This is a genomic window from Sphingobacterium humi (assembly GCF_009768885.1).
In the GTDB taxonomy this organism is placed as follows: Bacteria; Bacteroidota; Bacteroidia; order Sphingobacteriales; family Sphingobacteriaceae; genus Sphingobacterium; species Sphingobacterium humi.
On the sequence record NZ_WSQA01000016.1, the window covers coordinates 24,777 to 51,728 of the forward strand.

Here is a 26,952-nt window from a genome sequence, read left to right on the forward strand (position 1 = left end):
ATGGCGGTAAATAAAACAGATATATACGTCTATGCGGATTGGATAGGTTTATTACAGCCAACATTGGTAGGGGTTTTTTCAGCTCATCAAGCTCAAGGTCGTAAAGCCTTTAGTTTTGTGTATGATAAAGAGTGGTTAAAGAGAAAGGAACAACGCTTAATTGATCCTGATATTCAATTTTACCCGGGACAACAATTCCCAAATAATAAAGAAAATTTTGGTATTTTTCTGGATAGTATGCCTGATACATGGGGACGTACATTGATGAAGCGTAGAGAAGTTCAACTTGCTAAGGTAAATGAAAAGAAAGCCAAAACCTTATATGATATCGATTTTCTTTTAGGTGTTTATGATGAAACCCGAATGGGGGCCTTTCGTTTGAAGCTTGATCCTGATGGTGATTTTTTGGATAATGACACGGAGAAATCAACACCGCCATGGTCAACGGTTCGTGAGTTCCAGCAAGCCGTCGTTCATTATGAAAACGATGATGAAAATGAAGCTATTAATAAATGGTTAAAATTGCTCATTGCTCCAGGTTCATCTTTAGGAGGTGCTAGACCAAAAGCTAATATTCTGGATGAAAACAATGAATTATGGATAGCAAAGTTCCCTTCAAAAAATGATACAATAGATAAAGCTGCATGGGAGTTTTTAACCTATAAGCTAGCTATCAATGCTGGTGTGGAAATGGCGGAATGTCGCATGGAAAAAGTTAATGGTCAATATCATACTTTCTTTACTAAACGATTTGATAGGGTCGGAACAGATCGAATTCATTTTTCATCGGCTATGACTATGACAAAAAACAACGAATATACAATCAAAGATAATCCAGCAAGTTACTTGGATATCGTTGAATTTATTCAAGATAATGGTTGTCGTGTTGATGAAAATTTGGCTCAATTGTGGCGTAGGATTGCGTTCTATATAGCTGTATCTAATACAGATGACCATCTTCGTAATCATGGATTTATTTTGAATGATGAAGGTTGGCAGCTGTCACCAGCCTACGACCTCAATCCCTCTATTGACAAGGATGGATTAGCACTGAATATCGATATGCACAATAATGCTTTGGATTTTGAGCTAGCAAAAAGTGTAGGTGAATATTTTCGGTTGAATGATCGTCAAATGGACAGTATTATAGCTGAAGTATTGACCGTTGTAAAAGATTGGGAATTTTTAGCGAAAGAAATAGGTATTTCAAGAGCTGAACAAGAGTTAATGAGGTCTGCATTTCGAGCAGAAATAGGTTAGGTTTTATAGAAATTATCAGCTAAACTAGTGGTTTTTTCGGGTTTACTGACTACCAAACGCCTTTTATAGTCAGTGAAATGAAGAAAGTAAAACTTTATTTTCTTTAACGCAATGTGTGATTACAGCTACCCCTATTTTTTCTGTTGGTATTTTCTTCAAACTATCTTTGTAAACTGTATTTGGGAAATAGAAAATTCCTTGCCATCTTTTGAAATTCCTGTATATTTCTCAAGAATCATTTCGGAATATCAAAGAGTTCGCCGTTTGAAGATTTCGCTATTCTTTTCATACGTACGATAATCCATTAGTTGTAGTCCATGAAATCCTGAAAAAAAATCTTTAATCAACTGCCATTCTTTTTCTCTCAAGTGGCATGTTATGGTTATGAGCTGCTCCCGAATGTTCTGAAATAGATAACTTTTGTCTTTATCTTTTGGTATTCTTTTATGATAATAATAACAACAGAATTTTCAATAAAATATTTATGGCACGATTCCGGTACTAATTAAATATGAGAAAATTTTTATTTATTAGTCTTTCCTAAGAACCAGGTGTTGTAATTCAGGATCCGAGAGAAGGCGGTCGATTTCAGCGAAGGTGATCTCCAATACTTCTTTTTTTATCTGTAGATAGTTTTCTATTATGAAGGATTCGTCAATATTGTTGATTATCTGTAAAGGTTTATAAGAGGATTCCTCTGATTGAAGGGCACTATGATCATTGAGAATCTTAGCATTGAAACATTTTAATTCGATAGGCGTCAACGGATCATCAGCTACTACTCCGACAAATTCTCCTGAGGAAAGTCCAGAAATTGTTGAGGCGGGAATGGCCATTTCTAATTGCTGTGAATAACTTACTGAAGTTCCTGAATCGTTAACAGATAGGCTTTCCCTATCTTGCATGATTTTACCAATTCTTTCCGATAATTGCCTTGCTGTTTCTCCGGAAACTTGACCACTAATGATGTTTCCAACGATGTTCATAATAACATCCGCTAGGTCTCGGCCGTAATCTTTTCTTAATTGACTGATGTCCTGGACTCCCAAACAAGTAGCTACCTTGTTACTCCTAGCGGTGGCAATTAAACTGTCGATATTATTTAGGTAAATGGTAGGGAATTCGTCGAACACTAAGCTGCATTTTTGCATACCCTTACGATTCACTTGCTTGATCAGACGATTAACGAATAAAGAAAGAACCGCCCCATAAATTTGTATCTTTTGAGGATTATTACCCATACAAACGATTTTGGGGTCCTCAGGATTGTTTATGTCCAGGTCAAAATCATTTCCAGACAATACAAAGTATAATTGAGGCGAAGAAATCCTTGCGAGCGCAATTTTTGCTGACGCCACCTGCCCTTCGAGTTGTTCCATTACATTGTTCATGTAAGCATTTACGAACGGATTAATAAGCACTTCAATCTCTTTGTTTGACCGCAGGAGCGAAAATAACTTATCATAGTCTTGCTGCATCAATTCAATAACATGTGGTAACGTACAGAACTCACCGTCCTGGTATTTGCGTAGATACCAAATAACAGCGGTCAGTAAATTGATCGAAGATTCGATGAAGAAGTCCCCCTGCCTTTTTATCCAATCTCTATTTAATCCTAAAAGGATTGTTCTTGCTGACTCTGCGGCATCAGATATGTCACTCATTGCAGAAGGTTCTAAAGGATTGCAGCGATTTGTTCGTCGTAGGTCATCGAAATTGATGCAAAAAAATCGACTATTTGAATTTCCCTGCTGCTTAGAAATCCTCCAATGATGATAAGCGATCCGGGTTAGATCGTCATATTTGAAATCATAAACAAACATACTGAACCCTTTCTTTATATGCTGAGATATAACATGCCGTATTACAAAATAGGATTTACCGGATCCCGGACTTCCTAATACCAATAATGCCCGAAATGGATTAATGATATTAATCCAACTTTTTCGGTACTTCCCTTTTAATTGATAAATGCAGGGCAAATTTATAGAGTACTCATTAGAAAGGAGCTCTTCCTGTTGAGGAAAGGTTTGATTCTTTCTGTTAAAAATGTCCTTTTCTAAAAGATTCTGGCCTATTACACGGCTAATATGGGCAAAGCCTCTAATGATCAGGAGAAATCCTAAAAAACAGGTTGACGCGTATGTGACGAATTGTACTAAATGTGGAATAGCTATTACCCATATTATAGAGTTGAGAAAGTATAGAAATAAGCCCACAAGGCCGCAAATAAGGGCTGGAGTAGTTTTAAACTTTTTCTCTTTTTTTCCTTTTGTACCTATTAAAGATAATAACAAAAACACAAGAGCCATCAACTTGGATAAGTGATAGGTGCGGAATACAGTAGTGTGTAATAAGGTTTGCAGAAGTCTATTAACAAAAGGAGAATCAAAAACGCGGAATTGTAAGGCCCCTTCAAGTAAAAAAAGAATATGAAGAATCAAAAGAGTAAAAGCTAATACACGGCACAAATCACTGATTTTCCTAAGAGCCTCGATATTTTCTCCAGTGTTCATAGTTAAAATTGTTTTCTATAGCTGTTTTGTTTCTTGATATCAGGTAATGCAAAGGAACCTTTTCTGCTTTCTACCGATATTAACTGACGCATTGCAAGAGCAATGTCGTGGTAATGGGTTTTCTCAAGGCCCAAAGAAAATGCACTAATTGCACAATTATTCACATGATCTAAGAAAATAACATTATTATCACTTGAACTATCACTTCCTGGATGGATGCTTATCCCATTTCTCCATAACTCCTGCTTCATTTTATTTCCCGAAAAATTGGAATTGAGTAATATAAGTTTCAATTGAGCTCGCATGGAGCTGCTTTTCTTTACTACCCTGAAAGAATTCATTTTATAGAGTAATTCAAGATTTTTAAATGTAGGTTTCGTTTTAAGCCTACTTGCCAGTATGCCTGTACCTATATTTTTCTTTTGTATATCAATTAGAAAATAAAGTAAGCCGGGCAAGTTCGTACCCTTATTCTCTAAACGAAAGGCTCGAAGACCATACGATGAAAGAATAGCATTCCATTCCTCAAAAGTGGTAAAACAATATTGTTGCTTGGCAAATCGGACAACATGTTCCATTCCCTGCTTTGTAGATGAGCTGCCGTATTGCAGTTTTTTTGGTCTATTTCGATCAAATTTGGTCAAATCATTCCGTGATGAGGACTGGCCCAACTGATACTTCTTTACCAAAAGGTCTACAGCTGGAAGAGAATGGAGAATTAATAGATTACTAGTGTCTATCCTTTGGCCGTTAGCTTTTATAGTCGTAGAAACAATATGTAGATGGGGGATAGCAGTATCAAAATGTCGGTAGGTCAGATATGGCTGTTTCCCAAAACCTATGAGGTGCATATATTCACGAGATATTGCCCTTTGGCGCTCGAAGGAACCAAGTTCTTCGTTAGAAGAGAACGATAGCATCACATGGAGGCTTTTTACTTGCGAACTCAAGTTAAGAGCATCTCTACTCTTTATATAGTTTTTGTAAAGTGAAGGATGGAGGTCTCTCAAGGTCAGTGGAAAATTACAGCAGTCTATAAGTTCTGCTTTCTCCAACAAGACTTTTCTTTCATTGTAGTGGAGGAGTGAGCTCATCTGCCTTACTTGTTCAATTCGTGCGTACATGGCTTCAATGATTGCTTTATAAGGTCATTCAGTTTTATTAATAAGTTTTTTAGAACCTCAGTTTCTGGACCTTTAAAGTCCCAAAATTCTTGGCGATAAAGTCCTATTCTTTCTAATTCACGCTGGATTTTTGAAAGTTCCTCCAAAACGGAGTCCTGAGATAGGTTTCTGACAGTTTTTATGATGCGCCGTCGGAAAATCATTTGCCGGATATAATAAGACAAGGACGGGCAAGTAGTTAAGCGCTGCTTCTCAGCCAGGGAAGAATATTCTTCTTCTGTCAGCCGAATGCGGATGCTCACAGAGCGGATTTCCTTTTTTCTAGCCTTTTTCATGACTTTTATGTTTTTAAAATTTGATTCTTAGTGACCCCTGCGATATTTTTTTAGATTGGCCAATAGAACAGGCCCATTCATTTAGATCCTTATAATTATTGTACAGGGAGCTTTCGTCTGTATACTTTTCTCCACTAGAGAGAACAGTTTGGGTCAAACTTCTTCCCGCTTGGTCGTTATCAAAATAAAGGGCTACATTTTGATGGAAATCCACTAAGGATTGGGTACGGTGAAATAAAGAAACAGAGTTGAGTATGATGTAATCGAGCTTGCTTTCATCTAAGTCAGGGTTGAGAGTTCGAAAGGTTAGGAAATCCATAAATCCCTCGAAAATTGCTGCTTTTTGATTATTGTGAATTAAAATAGATATGTCCTTAGGTGAGGTGCCTAATTTCATGAAGCTGTTCCGAATTTCATATCCACCTGATTTATTTGGAAATCCTAAGCCAAAATATGTTTTTTTGTTAATTTCAAAATGCAATTCCTTCAGATATTGATCCGCAATATTTAGCGATATACGCCTTTCTTGAAGGTAATTCAGTAGCGCATCATGACCAAGAGGTCGGCTTTCTAAAATTTTAATTGGGTTCTCTAAATCTCTGGTCAACTTTGGCTCAGCTGCGCGCGGATAATGAGGGGACTCTTGAAGTGAATGTAAAAACTGCCCAATAGTGAATTGATTATATCGCATCGCAAAATCAATGATGGACCCACCTTCACCTAAACCAAAATCATACCATCTGTTCAAAGTTCTGTTAACTTTAAATGAAGCCTTAGTTTCTTTTCGTAAAGGTGACAAATACCAAAAGTTCACACCACGGATTATCTTTGGCTCATGGCCAATACTAGAAAGATAACTCACCATGTCTATTTCTTTGACTTGGTTCAGTTCTAGTTTAAGTTTTCTAAATGCCATACCTGCAAATTTTAACCTTTAAGCTATTTCTGACCCCACCTAAATTAGATAATCACATTCACCCAAAGAATACCTCGTCAAAAAAGGGTAGAGGTGGACATTTTAAAGGAATGACCTGTCCTACCAATAAATAATAATTAAACCTTTAAGGTATCCTGCCTCTCAATTTTTATCTGCTTGATTATTGAACCCAGTTATCAAATAAAAAAATGAAGAGAAAATTCCTTGTGAAATGCAATAATCCGTAGTGTTAGGCCAAAGGATTAATAATTATATATAATAAGATGAGAGGAAGAGATATTTAGATATAGGGATTGAAAATCTGTTTTTGAATATAACATTAATGCTAAATATGTGCGTAAATCTACAACTAATAAGAATAGAGCTTTTTCTTCTTTTTTCCGTGTAGGCATGTAAAGATATCACTGTTTAGCAATACCGAGGGTGAGGTTAATAACACAATTATAAAATAAATAGGCTATTGATTTATGTATAACTTTCTTCAAAAATATCTTAAGAATAATCTTTAGAAAGAAGTATAATAAACCGGTTATTCTTAAATAGATATAGGACCGAAAGGGACCTATATCTATTTAAAGTTTACGCCCAAAGATTGCTTTAGACCCACTGTAGATTTGTTTGTTAAGTAAAATCAATAACGATTTTACCGAATAACACGGTAAGTAAGACTTAATTAAAGTATTTATATCCTTTAAGCTTCTTTTGTAAAGTTTTTCTAGCCATGTGAATTCTAGTTTTTACAGTGCCTTCAGGTATATTCAAATATTCAGCAATCTCATGATATTTATAACCTTCAAAGTACATCATAAACGCTTGGTAATACTTTTCAGGTAAACTGTTAAGAGCTACTTCAATCTCAGATTTTACAAAAATTCTCTCGCCATTATTTGAAACAGAATAGGTGCCAAGCTCTTGAGTGGATTTGTTGTGAGTTGCAAATTTTTGAAGCAGACTATTTCTGCGACATTCATTGATAAAGGTATTACGCATAATAGTATATACCCAGCCCAAGATATTGGTGCCATTTTGAAATTTAGTACGATTTCGAAAAACCTTTACTAAAGTGTTTTGTACTAAATCTTCGGCATCTTCCTCATTCTTGGTAAATTTATAGGCATACTGCATCAGGGCGGTGGAATGAACCAGCACCTCATTTTTGAAAAAATCATTACTCATTTTGTAAAAGTTTAAGTTGTTGCTATAATTAATTCGAAAATGTCTCTGGCCAAAGACTGATTTAATTGATTAGACTAACAATATGCCTCGCGCTTAAAGCTCGTCTACTAGTTATATGGTTGTAATTACATGATTATAAGCAAGCGGCATGCCAAAAGATGGGAATCTAAAGGACTTGCTACATTGATTATAAAATGAGACAAAATATTCAACGAATAATAGTAATTAAGTACTTTAAAGAAAAACCGAATACAACATAAAGTTTTGATAATCAAAAAAAGGATGCAAAGTGAACAAAAGAAAAATTGAATTATTTGTCAATAAATAAACGATAGGAAAATTTATTCAAAATATACGGTAAGGAGAGTTAACTATAAAAAAAGTGATGATTAATTCATTTAAATTAATCCTATCCTTTGAAATGAAACAAATTCATTTGAAAATCTGTTACCTAAATATGGATAAAATCAATCAACGAAAAAGTTTGAAAATTTTAGGTGGCATTTTTGTCGCGTTGATTCTTTTGGTCATTATTTGTTCGTTTTTTTTATCCAATTTGTTAAATCCAATAATAGATAAAAAACTAAAGGAGGGTATTGCAAGATCTTCAAAGGGATTATATCACATTACTTATAGCGATTTATCTTTAAACATTCCCGCCGGTATTATTAAAATTAAAGAATTACATCTGCGAAATGATAGTTCTATATATAGGCAGTTGGATTACGCTAAAAAAGCACCAAATATTATATATGATGCCAAAGCGGATGCTCTTACAATAAGTGGAATCAGTTTTTGGAGGATTCTACTTTATAGAAAAATTAATATTGGTGCTATTGATGTTGATTCCTTAAGTACTGAAATAACCCATAGAACTCGTCCTTATAATGATGGTAGGAAGGCCGATAGCAATCCTTATAATTTGATTAAAGCACAATTCAACTCTATTGAATTAGGAGTATTAAATGCTAAGGGAATTAGAGTGAAGTTTGTCGAGGTGAACAATAAAAACTCCAATATGCAAACTGTTGAAAATTTTGATATAAAAGTTGAAAAATTCTTGCTAGATGAGAATTCCGGGGATGATAGTACGCGGGTATTATATTCAAAAAATATTTCATTATATATTCCAGAATTTGAAACCAATTTGGCAGACTCTCCTTACCTGATTAGTTTAAAAAATTTGAAGTTGAGTTCTGAAGACAAAAAGTTGACCCTCTCAAATTTAAAAATGGATCCAACTCTAAGTCTGCAAACCTTTGCGAAAAAAGATATGAAAAATAAACCTATGATAAAGTTGTCCATAGATTCCACAAGTATCACAGGGGTTAATTTCAATAAGCTGTTCAAAACTCGACTATTCCAGGCCGATAGTGCCCAAGTGATAGGAGGAAAATTTGATCTGGCAAAAGATAAACGTTATCAAAAAGATAATGTAAATAAAATTGGCCAATCGCCTGCTCAACAGCTGATGAAAATTCCGTTCAAATTTTCAATTAGAAATACTAAAGTTAAAGCAATAGATTTAAGTTATGCACAATTTAGCGAAAAATATTTTAGGGAGGGAAAAATCGATTTCAAAAATATTAAGGGTACAATCAATAATGTTTCTAATGATTCGACGGTTTTGAATTCTAATAAAAATATGACGGCAAATTTGACGGGGGACGTTTATGGAAAAGGAAAATTGAATGCACTATTTACTTTCGATATGCTTAACCCCGCGGGTATTTATTCATATAAAGGGTCCCTTTCTGCTATGAATGTAAAGGAATTCAACAGAATTTTAGAACCACTTCTTAATTTTCGCCTAATTAACGGAAAGGTTGAAAAGATATTATTTGATATGCACGGAACAGATTTGAAGAATTGGGGAAAATTCACATTTGATTATAACCATCTAAAAATTGAAATGCTAAAATCCCCCAATGCCGGCTCTGGTAAGAAAAAGATACTTTCATTTATTGCAAATACTTTCTTTATTAATGACAGTAACCCCGATGCCAACGGTAAATATCATATTGGCAAAGTGGACTATAATCGAAATCCAAATCACCCATTTTTTAAAGTTATATGGAAAAGCCTTCTGGAAGGCATAATTCAATGTACGGGAACCAATCCTAAACTACTGCCTGATTAATGGGAAAAGGTTCTATAGTTACTTATATATTATCGGTAAAGACTATATAGCTTTGCACCCATACAGGAATAGAAATAATTGGATATATCGGGAATTATTAACCATATAATTTTGTGAGCAGTAACTAATATTAACTGATTAGTCGAATTAAAGTAACTGCAAATCTTCCTATAGACTAAGCATCATTGAACCCTTACCCTTAGATATATGTGGGATACGTCTCAATAAAGTTCGGATCAAGCTTTAGTACATCTTAACCGACTTCTTTACATTATTTTTTATTAAATCAGTAGCGTCCTAAACGAGGGAAAAAATGGCGGTGGATTTATACAGCAGGGGTATCCGCCCTATAAACTACATGTTTGATTAAGCGATAATTCGTTTATAGTTTTGTGGGTACAGGTCCTTCAGGTTCTTGTGGTTTATGGGTGATATGCTTCGCACTGTGTTTTTCAGCCACTGAAAAGGATTAACCTCATGCTTTTTACATATAGCAAAGAAAGAGTATATCATTGCTGCACGCTGGGCTGCCTCATGACTTCCGGCAAAGAGGTAGGTCTTGCGGCCTAGTGCAATAGGGCGTATGGCGTTTTCGATGAGATTGTTATCGATCTGTAGACTTCCATCATATAAATATGCAGATAGTGAATCCCATCTTGCGTAAGCATAGCCCATCGCTTTACCGATCTGACTTTTGGGTAGTATATTTTTTATCTCTTCAAAGATCCATTTTCCCATTTCATTGATAATAGGTAAGGATACTTCTAGCCGTAGTTCCTTGATTCGTTCAGCGGAAAGTGCGTCATCTTTTGCATTGCGTTCCAATGCATAAAGTTGTTGGATCATTAACAACGCTTTTTCCGCTCTTTCTTTATCGTTGTCCAGTGCTTTTTCAAACTCACGCCGCGCATGTGCCCAGCAGGCCAAGTGTATGACTTCTTTCTTTTTACCATACTTTTCGTACACGGCATAGCCGTCCGTCTGCAGATATCCTTTGAAGTTCCCCAACATAGGTACAGCAGCTATACCGCCGCGCGTAGGACTATAATCAAACAGCACGGTTCCGTCCAACGGAGCATGGTAGACCCAATAATAGCCTTGATGGGTAGCGCCTTTTTTGTCGCTATCCAGTACTTTTATCGGTGTTTCGTCAACCTGCAGGTAGCCTTTGGATTTGGTGTCGAAGATGAGCTGTTCATATAACGGCTCCAGTTTTTCCAGTGCCTGTTTCGTCCATCCTTCGATGGTTGATGAGGGAATTTGTATTTTTTCCCTGGCGAAGCGTTGTTTTTGACGATATAATGGGAGATGATCGAGATACTTATCGGCTAGGATCATGGCTAGTAGGCTTGGTCCCGGGATTCCTTTGTCGATTACTCGTTCTGGAAGTTCGGCGATGGATACATTGGAGCCATCCTTTGCTGCGTATTTATAACGGATATAACGTTTGATGTAGAACTTGGCAGGCTCACACTCCAGTTCATCAGTAATTTCTTTACCGATGCATACCATTTCAGACAGATCCCCTTCCGGGTAGATCTCAATTTCCTCTACAGGTAGGTGGGCGGGCAATTTTGCACGTCCTTTATGATTCGGACGTTTACGGGTATATTCGATTTTCTCCTTGATTATTTCCTGCTGCAGCTCCACTTCTGCAGGCTCTGCCTGGAATGGAAGCATCGTCTGGTTGGGATCTCCTTCAAAGCGCTCGCGCTTCTGGCCGAACTGCATGCGTTTGTACATGGCAAGCTGTGATTCCAGATAATCTATCTTTTCATCTTTAGATGAGGAGTCTTTTGATAGTGACCGGATCATTTCATCACGACCGGAAATAACCTTGATAAGGTCTTCCTTTGAGAGATTTTCCAGCGCTGTTTCCATAGTGTAAATATACGAAAAAGGCTGCTTTATTCCTATTTAAAAGCTGTTTTTAAAGCAGAGAAAAACGCTTTTTCCGGATGCTTTTTACAACCTGTATCCCTTCAACCATGAGTACCAGATCACTCCAGGACAACTCTCCGTTTTTTACATGGGGTGCTACAAAAGTTCCGCTTTCCAAACGTTTATAGTATAACACAAAGCCCCCTTTTTCCCAGTGCAGTAGCTTCATATGCGTACGGCTACGGTTCAAAAACACGAACACTTCTCCGCTGGTAGCTTGCCGTTTCATAGCAGAGCTGACCAGTCCACAGAGGCCATCAAATGATTTCCGCATGTCGCAGAAACCATCATAGAGATAGAAACGATGAGAAGATCCTAGTGAAAACACCTTAGTAAAGATGGATAAGTCTGGAAATCATATTAAGATCTCCACCGGCATTGATTTTAACTCCATTCGGATATACAATTTCAATACGCCCTGAAGGCTGTGGAGCCAGTAGAACTTCCTTGAACCCAGGGTCGCTATTCTGTTCATCATTACGTTTGATCCAATAACCCAAAGTGCATACCTTGAGCCCATGAGATAAACAAAAGTCCTTCCGTGTCTGACCACTTCTGCGCCACTGATCCACTAAGGAAAGCATCCGCTCGCGTTTACTTATTGATAAATTCATGCAAGCAAATGTAGAACCTAAAAAACGTTATTTAAATATGTACTTGATAGGCCGGATACCGCAATTCCGGCCTTTTATGAGTATGCTGTTGCCATAGGTGATCCAAAAGCTTATAATACAGATCCCTGAAAAGACCGTGATCGCGATGAGCATTCATATAGGAAAGGTTGGACTTGCTCGGCGTTCTGGAGATACCCATATGGTTCATGTTGCCAGTAGTGCTGCGGAGTCCATTAGAAATGTCACGAACCGAATCTGCCGAAGAGAGATGGCAGAATAGCATGCTCACAAAATGCGTCCAACTGTTGATGCCCTTGTGATGTTTATCAGATTGATGTTCGTGAACCAATTTTTTGAAAATGTTCCGATCTACGAGTCCCAAAATCTGAGAGAATACGTTTATATTTACCATGGCGATGGATCAATTTTGGCGAATTAAATATAGCATTCCCTGCTGTATAAATCCACCGCCATTTTTCCCCTCGTTTAGGACGCTACTGATATTAACTCCTATTTTTTTTGTTAAATATCATAATAGTTAAAAATAAACCTTAGTACTTCATATTTTACTATGAAATACAAACCTGAAATTGATGGATTGCGAGCCATTGCAATTCTTTTCGTGTTAATATTTCATTTATATTCCAATTTTCTGCCTGCAGGTTTTATTTGTGTGGATTTTTTCTTTGTAATATCGGGATGCTTCGTTACAAGTATTTTCACTAAATCTATTGAGCAAGGTGGCTTATCGCCGGCTTTGTGGTCTATGTGCATCACCGGATTGACCCGGGCTTTCCATTGGTTGTAATAAAAACAGAACTGAGTGTATTGCAGGCCATCGGGGTGGTCTTTCAAATGGCTCTCCCACAGTATTTTGCGCGTAACACCCGTCCGCTTCAGTTCCTTATCCATCTGCGGAAAACGCTTTTGAAGTGCCTGTAGGCGGCTATCGGGCTGAGGTTCGTTGCTCTTGCCGAAAAGGTCTTCCAGTTCCCGGTCTCCCAGCAAATTCACCTCTTCATAACTGAAGCCGCTGCTGATAAAGGCCGAAAGGTATTTCTTGGCCGTGTTACGCGATACGCCGGTCTGTACCGCTATGGACTGCTTGCTCCGCCCTTGATCAAAAAGTCGTAATATCTGTCTTATCTTGTTCATGCTGATCGTGCTGTTGGCCATATTTGTTGGATCTTTTTACTCCAAAAATACGGCGAACGATACAGCTCGTAACTAGCTCCAGGGGTGGTCAGTTTAATCCGAAATGACCTGGTCAATTTCCACCGGAACAGGTGGTCAGCTTAATCCGAAATCAGGTGGTCAATATTGCCGAAATCTCCAATTTTATACCCTTTCAATAATTTGTCCTTTAGATCCACATCCCCAAGTTGTGCCATAATTGTTGGCATCCAGTCTTCCATGGTCATAAATTCTCCTGTAGTTGTTCCTTCAGGGATAACACCTGGCCAAGAAACTAAGACAGGAACACGGAACCCTCCTTCAAAACCTCCGACACCTTTCTCTCCCCTGAATGGCTGGTTTCCTCCGTCAGGCCAACTGTTTGAAGCAGCACCGTTATCAGTCGCAAACATAATCATGGTGTTATCTGCAATCCCCAATTCTTCAACAAGACTAATGAGTTCTCCGACAACATCGTCCATTTCAGCCATGGCATCTGCATAAATACCATATCCAGTTTTCCCCATATATTTTTCACTCAAATTAGATCTATAGTGCGTTCTAGTAGTGTTGTGCCACACAAAGAATGGCTTATTTTCTTTAACTGCATCCTTTATAAAACGCTTGGATTCGGCTAGAATTTCCCACTCCAGGTTTTTTTGACGCTCACTTCCAAAAGAACCTTTGTCCTCAATTTTTTGAGATCCATTGTCGTTCGCCCATGAGTGAATAACTCCACGTTGAGCAAAGTTTTTCGCAACTTCTGAATCTTTTTGAAAGTCATACTCTTCGTCGTGTTCTCCAGCATTTAAATGGTAAAGGATACCGAAGAACTCATCAAAACAATGGGCTGTAGGCAAGTGTTTATCAAGGTCACCAAGATGGTTTTTTCCAAATTGTCCTGTTGCATAACCCCTAGCTTTTAGCATATTCGCTAAGGTTGGATCTTCTTTCTGAAGCCCTATCGGTGAGCCAGGTAAGCCAACGGTGGAGAGTCCTACACGAATGGGATACTGTCCCGTAATGAAAGCCGCACGTCCAGCGGTACAGGAAGCTTGAGCGTAGTGATCCATAAAGATCATTCCCTTCTTCGCCAATTTGTCGATATCCGGTGTGCTACCACCCATCATCCCGCGATGGTAGGCACTAATATTCCACATCCCTACGTCATCACCCCAAATGATCAGAATGTTTGGTTTCTTGCTCTGGGCAGACATAGTCAAAAAGCAGAACAAAATATTTATTTAGGACAGTACTGAAATGAAACTGTATTTATTAAAAGGATTCAGCTAAATTGAATTCTCCAAGCCTCTGAAAAAATAACTGTTATCTTTTTATGCGTATTATGGGTGGCAAATTTGATATGATCAATAAGTGATTTAGTAAACAAAAATGTATTTCATTATGCGGAAATTACCTGCTTGTCCAGTAAATTACTGTGGATTATATGGTAATACTTTGGTCGGATTACTAATCAGCTTGAACCTGTTTAGCATGGGCAAATTTTCTAGAAGAATACCCACATCTTATGTATATTATTTGAAAATCAGTTAATTCCTTAGATTATTGCGGAATTGGCCGCACACACTTCAGAATATTTCCTGAGATTTACCTCTGACTAAAGATGTACCTCCCTGATAAAATATTTCAATACATACATATATACATAAAACATAAATCTCCTTAAACTATATACCATCAGTGGGTATAAATAGCCTAGAGAAACCTCCTTATTACATTAAGTTTGGTTCTGCATTACCAAGATTACCTACATGGAAATTTTACAATTACTAATTGCCTCTAATGGTAATGCTTCTCTTCAAGCTTGATATTGGAAGGAAAGCAATTCACTGACTTTTATCGCAAACATTTCTAAATAACCCAATTAAGAATATCTCTATCTTAATCAAACTATCATTTTTAATTGATGTAATATGTGCCCCAGGAAGTGAGGTAGGTTGAAACCCCATGTGATTTTTTTCTAAAAGCACTTATTGGTTTTGGAAAAAAAATAAAACATATGTAGTTGATATGTAATGAAATATAATTTTTTTTAAAGTTTTTTTGATGTTTTAAATTATTGATTAGTTAAAATTTAGTGCTTTTTTTTACTTGTAACAATCTTATTTTAGTATATATAAACGCATTGTTGAAAGTCGGCGTACTTCCTGGTTAATGCGAAATAACCAATATTATTTTTAATAAAAAAAAAGAAAGGAGAATTATGAAATAAACAAGATCAATTGTTTACGCCTAAATTAAATTAAACCTAAGAAAAATATTTTCGTAATCAATAAGAAAGTGCATGACTATATCATTTCCTTGATGACTGTTATAAATGCCGAACCGAGCTGTTTAATTAATTTCCCCGTAGTTATTTAAATTAACAATTAAGCATTGATGTTGCTGGTGTTATCCGTTTTTAAAATCATTGGATAAAAAGTAACACTATTAAACCTACCTATATTATGAAAAAAAAAATTATGCTTCTCGCATACATATTGCTGTATAAGGGTACCTTAATTTATGCAGATGATGGTCAAAATCGAGTCGTATTTAATATCAACGAAACTAAAAAGACCCTGACTGCCAATTCAATTCAACGCATAGTAACAGGAACTATTTATGATGAGTCTGGAAAAATCGTAGCAGGAGTAAGTATACGAGTTAAAGGCTCTACGAGAGGTGCAGTATCGGATAAAGACGGTAAATTTGAAATACAAATTAATGACGACAGTGAAGTGCTGGTTTTTTCTTCTGTCGGTTATGTTACAAAAGAAATCATTGTTGGAACAGATAGCATTCTGCAGGTCAAACTAATTGAAGACGCCCAAAATGCCTTGGAAGAGGTTGCAGTGGTAGCCTTCGGTACGCAGAAAAAGGAAAGTGTCATTGGATCGATTACTACAGTTAGCCCCAAAGACCTCAAAATTCCCTCCAGCAATTTAACACAGTCTCTAGCTGGTCGCGTTGCTGGAGTAATCGCATACCAAAGAAGTGGAGAGCCTGGCGCGGATAATGCTGACTTTTTTGTTCGCGGGATTACAACATTCGGAAATAATACCCGCCCCCTGATTCTAATCGATGGTATTGAACTCACTACAACGGATCTCGCTAGGCTGCAGCCAGATGATATTGAATCTTTTTCCGTAATGAAAGACGCTACAGCTACGGCACTTTACGGTGCTCGAGGTGCAAATGGAGTGATTCTGGTAATTACAAAACAAGGTAAAGAAGGTAAAGCTAAAATATCAATGCGTGCGGAGAACTCCATGTCAGCACCTACAAGCAATGTTGAACTTGCAGATCCAATTACCTATATGAAAATGGCTAACGAGGCAACTCTCACAAGAAATCCACTAGCCACCCTACCATATCTTGAAGAGAAAATTGAAAACACAAAAAACAATGTGAATCCATTAGTATACCCTGCAAATGATTGGAGAAAGATGCTGTTTAAAGAGTATACCAATAACCAAAGGTATAATTTGAATGTAAGTGGCGGTGGAGGAGTGGCAAGGTACTATGTTGCTGGTGCCTTTACACAGGATAATGGGATATTAAATGTAGATGAACGCAATAATTTTAATAGTAACATCGATTTAAAAAGTTATTCACTGCGTGCAAATGTGAATATCAATTTAACCAAAAGTACAGAGCTAATTGTACGCTTGAGCGGAAACTTTGATGACTATAAAGGTCCTATTGAAGGTGGCCAGGACCTATATCGCAAAGTGATGCGGTCTAATCCCGTATTGTTTCCGGCGTATTATCCTGTAGATGAAGACCATCAATATGTTGAACATATTATGTTCGGGAATTATGATCTTAATAATAGATATGTCAACCCATATGCTGATTTGGTTAGAGGATACAAAGACCAAAGCAGATCGCAAATGTTGGCCCAATTGGAACTCAAGCAAGACCTGAGCTCCATTACTGAAGGCCTCTCGGTGAGAGGACTACTAAATTTGACCCGACTGTCAAACTTTTATTATACAAGAGCATATAATCCTTTTTATTATGAAGTAGGATCCTACGATTTTATTGCCAACACCTATAAAATTGATCGTATGAACCAAAATGGAACAGAATATTTAGGGTTTACTGAAGGGCCCAAAACCCTGAATTCTATGTTTTATTTTGAGTCAGCATTGAACTATAATCGAACATTTAAGGAAAAACATAATGTCGGCGGACTACTTGTTGCTACCGCTAGAGAAAGCCTGAATGCTAATGCCGGAGACCTACTCCAGTCCTTGCCATCTCGAAATATGGGACTTTCAGGTAGAGCGACCTATGCTTATGATAGACGCTATTTCGCGGAGTTTAATTTTGGGTATAATGGTTCGGAGCGTTTTGATGCCAGAAACCGCTTTGGATTTTTCCCCTCAGCAGGTATAGCATGGAGTGTTTCCAATGAAAAGTTCTTTGAACCCTACCGGAATATTATTAGTAAGCTAAGATTCAGATATACCTATGGGCTGGTAGGAAATGATCAAATTGGCGATGTCAGCGATCGGTTTTTCTATTTATCCAATGTCTCCATGAATGATGCAACCCGCGCAGCAAGGTTTGGACAGGATCTTAACGAAGTAAAAAATGGCGTAGTGGTGACTAGGTACGCGAATCCAAATATCACCTGGGAGCGAGCAACAAAGCAAAATGTGGCCATGGAACTCAACATGTTTAATAAAGCCAATTTAATTGTTGAATACTTCAACGAAAAAAGAGATAATATATTAATGAATAGAGCGAGCATCCCAAATACAATGGGACTCTCTAGTTCAACAAAGTCTAATGTTGGTGAAGCACTTGGCCGCGGACTTGACATGTCCCTGGATTACCAGCAGGCCTGGTCAAAAGATTTATGGGCATCCGTTAGGGCAAATTTCACCTACGCGACAAGTCAGTACTCCGTGTATGAAGAACCCGTATATCCTGAGGCCTGGAGATCCCGAGTTGGAACTTCGTTAAACCAAACCTACGGTTATATCGCTGAGCGATTATTTATTGATGACGAAGAAGCCCAAAATGCTCCAAGACAAGAATTTGGTATTTATGGTGGCGGAGATATTAAATATACAGATGTCAATAGAGATGGCAAGATTAATGAAGCCGATAGGGTGCCAATTGGAAATCCTACAGTCCCAGAAATTATCTATGGATTCGGATTCTCCCTCAGCTATAAAAAGGTTGACGTATCTGCATTTTTTCAAGGATCTGCAAATGAGTCCTTTTGGATTGACCCCGCAGCGACAGCGCCTTTTGTATCCTACTATTATAATTCAACCGAGTCATCATCAGGAAGACTATTCATGAATCAGCTCTTGAAAGCTTACGCTGATAGCTATTGGTCGGAAGATAATAGAGATATCTATGCAACATTACCCCGCTTAAGCAATACTTTAAATGTCAATAATAGTCAGACAAGTACCTGGTATATGCGAAACGGTAATTTCTTGAGATTGAAACAGGTCGAACTCGGTTACACCTTCCCTAAAAAAACAATTGATCGTATTAAGGCCTCAAATTTACGCCTCTATGTAAATGGATCTAACCTGCTATTGTTTAGCAAGTTTAAGCTTTGGGATGTCGAAATGGCCGGGAATGGATTAGGATACCCTTTACAACGCGTGTTTAATGTCGGCCTTAATTTAACCTTTTAAATCGATTGAAAATGAAACTTTATAATACCAAGCGAGTAGCCATGTTAGCCCTGCTAACAATCTTTCTCACTTCATGTAATCGCTACCTGGATATTATTCCAGATAATGTCCCAACCCTTGACCATGCTTTCGCCATGCGTTCAGAGGCCGAAAAATACCTATATACCTGCTATTCATATATGCCTACAGATGGAGGCATGGCCTCAGATCCAGCCATGCTAGCAGGGGATGAAATTTGGACCAACGACCTATCAGGAAGTTATCGCTTTAGCCATATCATGTTTAATATAGCTAACGGTAGACAAACAACAATAAATCCTGCTGGTGAAGCAATATGGGTCAGCCTATATAGAGGTTTACGGGATTGTAATATTTTCCTTGAAAACATCGGAAAGGTTAAAGACATCTCAGAAGAGGAAATGAAAGAATGGATTGCCGAGGTGAAATTCCTTAAAGCATATTACCATTTTTACCTGCTGCGCATGTATGGACCGATACCTTTGGTCAAAGAGAATTTACCAGTGGATATCAATGTTGCAGATGTTCAGATAGCTCGCGAACCTGTCGATGAATGCTTTAACTATATCATATCATTGCTGGATGAGGTAAAAGATGATTTGCAACCGACTATAACCGATCCAATTCGGATGATGGGCCGAATCACGAAACCCATTGTGTACTCCCTAAAGGCTAAAGTGTTGTTAACGGCCGCAAGCCCCCTGTTTAATGGGAATAAAGACCAAGCAGCACTTCAGAATCGCGATGGACTTCAGCTGTTTAATCAAACATATGATCCCCAAAAATGGAAATTGGCGGCACAGGCATGTAAGGAGGCGATCGATCAATGCCATGAAGCAGGAATTAAGCTTTTTGAATTTATGCCAGGAGGAGCGACTACCAATATATCAGATCAATTGAAGCTTCAAATGAAGTTGAGAAACGCCTTCACGGAACGTTGGAATTCAGAAATAATCTGGGCAAATACACAAAGTGTTGCATCCTCTCTACAGCTATGGGCAACACCTAACCTAACTACCTATTTAGATAATCCCAATGTGACATTTGAATTGGCAGTGCCTTTAAAAATTGTTGATATTTTTTACACAAAAAATGGACTACCGATAAATGAAGATAAAACATGGCAAGCCAACTCAACCACGCGTATTGGCGGGATAGATGACCAATTACTAATTAAGCTGAACTATGAAACAGCCGAAAGTAACTTTGATCGTGAACCTCGGTTTTATGCCTATCTGGGATTTGATGGTGGAGTATGGTATGGTCATGGCTACTATAACGACCAAGTGCCATCAGGAATTTATCATGTAGAAGGTAAACTTGGACAAAAGAACGGTAAAAAAGGAAGCTTTGGATCTATTACCGGCTATTATGTGAAAAAATTTGTTCACTATCAAAGCACACAAGCAAATAATGGAGGGTATTCAACAGTTAATTACCCTTGGCCATTAATTCGATTGCCACACCTGTACCTCATGTATGCTGAGGCCTTAAATGAACAATCGGGCCCAACAGAAGAGGTTCATCAATTTGTAAATATCGTTCGTGAACGCGCTGGATTACCAACAATAAGAGATGCTTGGGACAATTTTGGGATAAATAAAAAATATACTACACAATCCGGAATGCGGGATATCATACGACGTGAGACCTTAGTAGAAACGGCTTTTGAGGGCGTTCGCTTCTGGGATTTAAAACGTTGGAAGACCGCCCCTGATGAACTATCAAGACCTATCGAAGGGTGGAATGTTTTTGGGCAAACTGTGCCTGAGTACTATAAAAAACAACTTATTTACGCTCAAAAATTCTCTATGAAGGATTACTTCTTCCCAATCAGAGACGCAAACCTGTTAAGTAATAAAAACCTGGTGCAAAACCTAGGTTGGTAATTGTACCGTATAATAATCGTGTTATGAGAAATTTAGTTAAATTAATTGCATGCATATTTATCTATTTAGTTGTTCAGAGCTGTGAAGAAGAGCCTCGAATGGATTATATAGATACTAACGGTGAAGCACCTGCCCAAGTGTCAAATATCGTCGTGGAAAATACCCCTGGAGGGGCAATCCTGAAATATAAATTGAATAAGGATGTCAATTTAGCCTATGTAAAAGCCGTTTATGAAATTACCCCCGGAGTATTGAAAGAAAGTAAGTCTTCCATATACTCAGATACCTTAAAGCTTGAAGGTTTTGGAAATACCCAGGAGCATGAAGTAAAGGTGTATAGCGTAGGTAGAAATGAAAAGGTTTCCCAACCCGTTATCGTCAAGGTAAAGCCTTTAATTCCGCCGGTAACCTTGGCTTATGATGACCTGAGCATTGAAACGGCATTTGGTGGTGTTCGGGTAAGAATAAAAAACCAACTCAAAGCAAATCTAGCCATCGTAATTGATGCCGATACAGCAGGAAAAGGGGTGCTAAGGCCTCTTCAAACTTTTTATACCGCTGTAGATTCAGGAACATTTACCGTGCGGGGACTGTCCAGTAAGGATATGCAATTCTCCGTTTACCTCCGTGATCGGTGGGGTAATAAATCACTCGCAGTGGTGAAGAACCTTACGCCCCTGTTTGAGAAATCTGTTCCCAAACCATTTGCAATGTATCAATTGCCAACAGATCAGCCCGCATTATCTGGTTCCTATGCCTTAACAAATATGTGGGATGGGGTCGCAAGTGCTGCTATTTATGCCTCTAGGAATAATACACCGATGCCGCAATGGTTTACAGTAGATTTAAAAATTCCTGTGGTATTAAGTCGTATGAAAGCACACCAGCGTGTACAGAACTTTACCTACAACTACTCCTGCGTCAAAGCTTTCGAATTATGGGGGAGTAATAATCCCGCTTCTGATGGTAGCTGGGAAGGTTGGTCTTTGATAGGGAAATTTAACTCCTTTAAACCTTCAGGAACGCCCTTAGGAACGCTAACAGCTGAAGATATAGCCTACGGATACCGGGATGGGGAAGATTTTGAAATGCCTGATACACCACCGGCATATCGGTATGTAAGGTTTAAAACCACAGAAACTTGGATGCTCGGTGCCAATCAAGTTACAATTTCGGAGCTGTCATTTTGGGGAGAATTCTAAGGATTAAATACTAGAAAATTATGAATAATATTAAATATTTAATTTGGAGTTGTTTGTGGATTATCTCCATGACATCTTGTAAAAAAATGGATAGTACCTACAAGGAATACGTAGTTCCAAGCGGCATTGTATATCCAGGAAAGGTAGTAGAGGCAAATTTCAAGTCTGGGTTAAATGAAGCACAACTAAATTGGAATAGAGGTTCAGATCCTAAAGTAACGAAAGCTAGGGTGTATTGGAACTATTATAAAGATTCTATTGACGTTCCTATGCCAATTGACCAAAGTAATGTATCATGCACCATAAAAGATTTAGAAGAAAATTTCTATACCTTTATTATTAAAACCTTAGACGATGATGGTCATATTTCAGTGCCAGTAGAGGTTTCTGGCGGCGTATTAGGGGAACGGTTTAAATCTTCTTTATCAAATCGGACAGCAGCACCAAAGGTCAACATCGATAATTCTGTTTCCATTACGTTTACTCCAGTAAATAGTACTAGCGACCTTGTGAAGTCTGAAATTGAATATACATCGGTGAACGATCAAGTAAAAACAGTTACCATCGATTCAAATGTTAATTCCATTTTAATAGATGATTATAAATTAGGGAGCACCTATAAAATGAGAACTTATTTTATGCCGGAAACGGCCTTTGAGTCAATCGTTAGTTCGGATGAAACCTATACGATAACCAAGCTAAATAAGCAAGAATGGAAAATAGCAGGATATTCGAGTTTTTACAATACGGATACACCCGCTAAAATGATAGACGGGAATCCTGCAACGCGATGGGGAACACTCTCACCCCATGTATACCCCCATTTTTTTACCGTAGATTTTGGTGTCCAACGAACTTTAAGTTCTTTTAGTCTTTGGAGACAAACTCCAAGTAATGAAGAAGGTCCGAATGAAGTGCAATTTTTAGGAAGCGATGACAATATCAATTTTGTGGATTTAGGAAATTATCCCTTTAATCGGCAAAGTAGCGCAGAACAAATTTACCAATTGGCGGAACCAAAAACTTTTCGATACCTTAAGGTTAGACAAATTAATGGGCCCAAAGCTTATGTTGTAATGGGAGAATTCGATGTAACGGCAAAATTTTAACGAGATAAGGAAGGTGCGTTCTACCATAAAAGTATACGCTCTTTCCTGTTATCACAAATACGTCATTTATACATCGTGACCTGAGAGCAATTAAGGAAACAATTCTGCTGAATCTCAGATTTTATGTCAATTATTCAGAAAATAGGGCTGAATGTAAATGTAAAGAAAGAGTGTAGGCTGTAGATGCGCAGAATACGGAGCTTTGAGATGTAAGTTTCGTATCCTGCGCATTGTTTTTCTATGGATGCGCATGTCATTATGCGGCATTTTGCTCCGTTTCGTCTTCTATTTCTAAAATAGCTAATAATAGCAGGTAAGATCCCTTGTCTAATCCTAATTTTGAGGCTTTTTCTTCTATACTTTTCATGGTGGTCAAGCTTAAAGTTAAACTATTAGATGTTATATGGTTTTCAATAATCAAGATTTATGCATTTTGGTTGCAAATCCCATAAAATCCCTAAAAATATCAATTAAGAACTATATTTTTTCAGTACTGTCCTAAATGAATTTTTTGTCATAAAAAATCCTTCTCCATTTGTGTTCAATTGAAGAATTTGGTTAATTACTGGAAAGGTATCCTATGTGTGTTACTAAAAGAGCACATATTGTCCTTTTTTATCGGGAGGTTTTCCTGAAATGAACGGATCATCCGCCCATTTCCACAGATCAATTTTCACGAATATGTTCAGCCTGATAAAGTTGACCAGATTCGAGAGGTTCCAGTCGTACTTTGCTTTCTTCTGAATGTACTTAAAGAGCAGGATCCCGATAAGTGCAGTCCATTTTTGAATGTACACTGCATTTTCAGATGTTCCCACAAAACTGGTTACCTTAAGCCGTTGTTTGAGGTGCTTGAAGAAGGTTTCAATCTCCCAACGTTCTTTATAGAGCGCTGCTACGGTGGCTGGTTTCCAGGAGAATGTCAGTAACGCTAAGGTGTAATATGAAAGAATATGATCTTGATTGTACACACCTGCGAAAATTGTAGGCTTCAAACATAACTACAGCACATAGTAGCAATTGGATATCTATTTCGCTTTATATCCTTAGAAGCTGGAGGCTAGCTTCATCTAGGTTTGGACTCGACTGTTCAGGCTACTCATTAAAAAATGTCCTATGTTTGGGAGCATCATGAAAATTGCTTTTTTAGTGGTGACCTACAAGTAAGAATGATAAAATATTAATAGGTCGGTTTAGATGGGCTGGACAGCACTAAATAATGTTATTGATTAAAGTCATTAGGAATGACCATGGATGAATAAATAGTTTGAAGGTTCAATAAGCGACAAAAAAATGGGGCTTATGAATTATGATCTTCATAAACCCTGTTTGAATATTTTGACATATTGAAATTGTCATAAGTAATGTTTGTCCCGCTTAGAAATAAAAAATGGGTAGTCTTCAGAACCTTTGATAATCCTATCGCAAAGGCTTTTTGGTTGAAGTTAATTTTCGATAGCTTCATTCGTTTGTGCCAACCGCTGTGACCCTACATTGGCAGGGCAGGCAATATCATCAGTAGCATCATATAATAATACTTTTCCCGCTAATTTATCAATAGTTTCTTGTGGAACATGAATCTGTGTTCTTGTTCTAGAATAACCACTAGGGAAATAACGAATATAATATCCATCAGGATGATAGCTCCATATTCCACTTGGTGTATCTTGTCGAACCGGCGCCATACCTGCTAAAATAGCATATTGCTCAAATTCTGCTAACGTGTAATTTCCTGAAGAAACAAGCTCCCTGATTTGATTTTCTGCCTCAAAAACTGCCTGTATTTCCTTGGGTAGTTTGTTTTTTGCCTCCTGCATCACATCCAAAGGCAAAATACCTAAAGCTCCACCTTCGAGTTGTAAAAGCTGCTTTGGTGAAAGGAGTTTTAAGGCCGTTACCTTGACAGAGCCCGCATAATTGCTAAATTTTGTGCGTGCAATAATAGTCCATAATAACATTTGAATATCTTCTTGTTTTACCTCGGGATGGTTTTCAGCATTTTTTAGAATTGCTATAACAATATCCTTTTTCTTTCCCAGCGTAGGAGCATACATATAGCCATCCCCCGAGGAAGGAGCGTAGGTGCCAGCCTTTAGACAGTAGCTTTTATTAACTATTTCAAAATTACCCGCTTGAAGCAAGAAGTTACCATCCTTGTTTTTTGATAAAGTTTTTAGTGAAGTGAATGAAACCTCTGATTGAAAATCTGGCATTTTTTCATTAGCTCTGTCTACATCAGAAAAATTAGTGCTAATGGGCTCAGGTTCCTTTAATATTTTATCAATCCCTAACAGCTTAACGCCTTTAGCAGTAGTTGCCTTTGAGGCCTTTTCCAAAAGGTTGCCAAATTGTGCGTACGAAACTGATGACCATGTCATGGTCAACAGAAGTATTACAGTTGTTAATAAATATTGGTTTTTATTCATGGTTTTAACATTTGATTTTAACCTCCCTGAGCACTAATATACACGGAAAATTGTTTTTTTAATGAAGAAATTATCAATCCATAAAGCATTCGGCTCGATGATTCGCAATAACAAAAAAAAACACATAAAAAACATACATGATACATCGGGTATCACCAACAGCCATGAAAGTCACGGGCTCATAGTCCCAATAGGCATTTAGCCAAAACGGTATCTTAGTACCAATAAATATAAGACCTATGGCTGTCAGCGGATTACCCTTTATTCTTGATCGTGGTTGTGGACTGGATGTCCACAAAGACACATTAGTTGCTACCATTAAAGGTAGTGATTTTGACACAGAGACAAAAACCTTCTTAACTTTTACGGATGACCTGTACAATTTAGTGGAATGGCTTCAAGCCCATTCCATTACACAGGTTGCCATGGAGAGCACTGGAGTTTACTGGCGACCAGTTTACGCAGTTTTGGAAGACTATTTTCACATCCTACTGGTCAATGCCCGGCATATCAAAAATGTTCCGGGACAGAAGACCGACAAGAAGGATAGCGAATGGATCACCAAACTGCTTCTTTCCGGTCTACTGAAGGGAAGCTTCATCCCACCACAACATATCCGTGAGCTCAGAGAGCTTTTCCGACATAGACGTAAGCTCATCGCTATGCGAACCGCAGAAAAAAATCGGTTACAGAACATCCTTGAATCCGCCAACATCAAACTGCGGAGCGTGGTCAGTGACGTATTTGGGGTAAGCGCCATGGAAATGGTTCGAGCCATGGCTAATGGTCAGGTCGATCCCTTGCTATTGGCAAGTATGGCCAAGGGTTCATTGGTCAAGAAACACGCAGAGCTACTTAAGGCTCTCACGGGTAAGATTACAGATCACCACCGCTTCATGTTGAACCTAATACTGCAATCCATCGATCATATCAATCTTCAAATAGCACAATCAGAGGCTCAGATGGAACAGTACGCAAGGATCATGCACCAGGAGCTGAAACTACTGGAATCTATCCCAGGAGTATCTTCCAGAGTGGCATTGGGTATCGTTTCAGAAATCGGTACGGACATGGATCAATTTGCAACACATCAGAACCTTTCTTCATGGGCTGGGGTTTGCCCGGGTAACAATGAAAGTGCAGGAAAGAAGTACTCCTCGAAAATAATACGTGGAAACAAGTATCTCAAGACAACGCTCGTAGAGGCAGCATGGGTAGCCGCTAGATCCAAGGTAAATCCATTGCTTGCGGTCAAACATCATCAAATCGCTGCACGAAGAGGTCAGAAGAAGGCAACAATAGCCATCGCACATAAAATCTTGATTGCAGCATATCATGTCCTGAGGGACAATGAACCCTATCAATTGCATCCACAGGATAAGAAAATACTTGAAAATAGACGACTTAAAAAAAATTGACAGAT

The 26,952-nt window shown here is 38.0% G+C and carries 20 protein-coding genes and 1 pseudogene; 8 read left to right on the forward strand and 13 right to left on the reverse strand.

Annotation, left to right across the window (positions count from 1 at the left end; translation table 11 throughout):
- The gene (locus GQF63_RS17470; RefSeq protein WP_160370538.1) at positions 1-1,260 is read left to right on the forward strand and encodes a type II toxin-antitoxin system HipA family toxin; all 1,260 of its coding nucleotides are present in this window, start codon (positions 1-3) and stop codon (positions 1,258-1,260) included.
- 530 nt (positions 1,261-1,790) lie between these two features.
- On the opposite strand, the gene mobC is transcribed toward GQF63_RS17470, so the two are convergent.
- The 5 genes from mobC to GQF63_RS17495 form a co-directional block, all read right to left on the reverse strand.
- On the reverse strand, positions 1,791-3,776 hold the full coding sequence (gene mobC / locus GQF63_RS17475; protein WP_160370539.1) for a conjugal transfer protein MobC: 1,986 nt from the start codon (positions 3,774-3,776) through the stop codon (positions 1,791-1,793).
- A gap of 2 nt (positions 3,777-3,778) precedes the next feature.
- Positions 3,779-4,900 carry a relaxase/mobilization nuclease domain-containing protein gene (locus GQF63_RS17480; RefSeq protein ID WP_212592636.1) on the reverse strand — a complete coding sequence of 374 codons (1,122 nt, stop codon included), beginning with the start codon at positions 4,898-4,900 and terminating at the stop codon, positions 3,779-3,781.
- A complete protein-coding gene (locus tag GQF63_RS17485) occupies positions 4,876-5,235 on the reverse strand; it encodes a plasmid mobilization protein (protein WP_160370541.1) in 360 nt (119 codons plus the stop codon). Before GQF63_RS17485 ends, GQF63_RS17480 begins: the two co-directional genes overlap by 25 nt.
- Before the next feature lie 13 nt (positions 5,236-5,248).
- Positions 5,249-6,151, reverse strand: coding sequence for a toprim domain-containing protein (locus tag GQF63_RS17490; protein WP_160370542.1), 903 nt, complete (start codon positions 6,149-6,151; stop codon positions 5,249-5,251).
- A gap of 690 nt (positions 6,152-6,841) precedes the next feature.
- Positions 6,842-7,348, reverse strand: coding sequence for an RNA polymerase sigma factor (locus tag GQF63_RS17495; protein ID WP_160370543.1), 507 nt, complete (start codon positions 7,346-7,348; stop codon positions 6,842-6,844).
- Positions 7,349-7,805: 457 nt separating this feature from the next.
- Between GQF63_RS17495 and GQF63_RS17500 the strand changes: the two genes are divergently transcribed.
- The gene (locus tag GQF63_RS17500; RefSeq protein ID WP_212592637.1) at positions 7,806-9,488 is read left to right on the forward strand and encodes a hypothetical protein; all 1,683 of its coding nucleotides are present in this window, start codon (positions 7,806-7,808) and stop codon (positions 9,486-9,488) included.
- A gap of 366 nt (positions 9,489-9,854) precedes the next feature.
- Here GQF63_RS17500 and tnpC read toward each other — a convergent pair whose 3' ends face one another.
- From tnpC to GQF63_RS17520, 4 genes are read right to left on the reverse strand one after another with little or no spacing between them, the layout of a single operon-like run.
- A complete protein-coding gene (gene tnpC / locus GQF63_RS17505) occupies positions 9,855-11,369 on the reverse strand; it encodes an IS66 family transposase (RefSeq protein ID WP_160370545.1) in 1,515 nt (504 codons plus the stop codon).
- A gap of 49 nt (positions 11,370-11,418) precedes the next feature.
- Entirely contained in the window at positions 11,419-11,757 is a 339-nt protein-coding gene (gene tnpB, locus GQF63_RS17510) for an IS66 family insertion sequence element accessory protein TnpB (protein ID WP_343031050.1), read from the reverse strand.
- A 1-nt stretch (position 11,758) separates the two neighbouring features.
- A complete protein-coding gene (gene tnpA, locus GQF63_RS19980; RefSeq protein WP_425500402.1) occupies positions 11,759-12,043 on the reverse strand; it encodes an IS66 family insertion sequence element accessory protein TnpA in 285 nt (94 codons plus the stop codon).
- 31 nt (positions 12,044-12,074) lie between these two features.
- Positions 12,075-12,455, reverse strand: coding sequence for a DUF4372 domain-containing protein (locus GQF63_RS17520; RefSeq protein WP_160370548.1), 381 nt, complete (start codon positions 12,453-12,455; stop codon positions 12,075-12,077).
- Between the two features lie 159 nt (positions 12,456-12,614).
- Here GQF63_RS17520 and GQF63_RS19985 point away from each other — a divergent pair, with 159 nt between their 5' ends.
- Positions 12,615-12,851, forward strand: coding sequence for an acyltransferase family protein (locus GQF63_RS19985; RefSeq protein WP_160370549.1), 237 nt, complete (start codon positions 12,615-12,617; stop codon positions 12,849-12,851).
- A gap of 248 nt (positions 12,852-13,099) precedes the next feature.
- Here the strand turns inward: GQF63_RS19985 and GQF63_RS19990 are convergent.
- Both GQF63_RS19990 and GQF63_RS17535 read right to left on the reverse strand, forming a co-directional pair.
- Positions 13,100-13,219, reverse strand: a pseudogene (locus GQF63_RS19990) (helix-turn-helix domain-containing protein); the annotation flags it as partial.
- Between the two features lie 119 nt (positions 13,220-13,338).
- Entirely contained in the window at positions 13,339-14,433 is a 1,095-nt protein-coding gene (locus tag GQF63_RS17535; protein ID WP_160370550.1) for a sulfatase-like hydrolase/transferase, read from the reverse strand.
- A gap of 1,251 nt (positions 14,434-15,684) precedes the next feature.
- On the opposite strand from GQF63_RS17535, the gene GQF63_RS17540 reads away from it, so the two are divergent.
- Genes GQF63_RS17540 through GQF63_RS17555 form a run of 4 tightly spaced genes read left to right on the forward strand, consistent with a single transcriptional unit; the run spans position 15,685 to position 23,103 of the window.
- Positions 15,685-18,885 carry a SusC/RagA family TonB-linked outer membrane protein gene (locus GQF63_RS17540; RefSeq protein WP_160370551.1) on the forward strand — a complete coding sequence of 1,067 codons (3,201 nt, stop codon included), beginning with the start codon at positions 15,685-15,687 and terminating at the stop codon, positions 18,883-18,885.
- Positions 18,886-18,896: 11 nt separating this feature from the next.
- Positions 18,897-20,792, forward strand: a complete 1,896-nt coding sequence (locus GQF63_RS17545) for a RagB/SusD family nutrient uptake outer membrane protein (protein WP_212592638.1) — start codon at positions 18,897-18,899, stop codon at positions 20,790-20,792.
- A gap of 23 nt (positions 20,793-20,815) precedes the next feature.
- Positions 20,816-21,994 (forward strand): DUF5000 domain-containing lipoprotein, encoded by a 1,179-nt coding sequence (locus GQF63_RS17550; protein ID WP_160370552.1) that lies wholly within the window; start codon positions 20,816-20,818, stop codon positions 21,992-21,994.
- A gap of 20 nt (positions 21,995-22,014) precedes the next feature.
- Positions 22,015-23,103, forward strand: coding sequence for a DUF4998 domain-containing protein (locus tag GQF63_RS17555; protein WP_160370553.1), 1,089 nt, complete (start codon positions 22,015-22,017; stop codon positions 23,101-23,103).
- A gap of 590 nt (positions 23,104-23,693) precedes the next feature.
- On the opposite strand, the gene GQF63_RS19995 is transcribed toward GQF63_RS17555, so the two are convergent.
- Both GQF63_RS19995 and GQF63_RS17565 read right to left on the reverse strand, forming a co-directional pair.
- Positions 23,694-24,074 carry a transposase gene (locus tag GQF63_RS19995; RefSeq protein WP_212592639.1) on the reverse strand — a complete coding sequence of 127 codons (381 nt, stop codon included), beginning with the start codon at positions 24,072-24,074 and terminating at the stop codon, positions 23,694-23,696.
- A gap of 474 nt (positions 24,075-24,548) precedes the next feature.
- Entirely contained in the window at positions 24,549-25,529 is a 981-nt protein-coding gene (locus GQF63_RS17565) for a hypothetical protein (protein ID WP_160370555.1), read from the reverse strand.
- A gap of 239 nt (positions 25,530-25,768) precedes the next feature.
- Here GQF63_RS17565 and GQF63_RS17570 point away from each other — a divergent pair, with 239 nt between their 5' ends.
- The gene (locus GQF63_RS17570) at positions 25,769-26,947 is read left to right on the forward strand and encodes an IS110 family RNA-guided transposase (RefSeq protein WP_160370556.1); all 1,179 of its coding nucleotides are present in this window, start codon (positions 25,769-25,771) and stop codon (positions 26,945-26,947) included.
- The last annotated feature ends 5 nt before the right edge of the window (positions 26,948-26,952 follow it).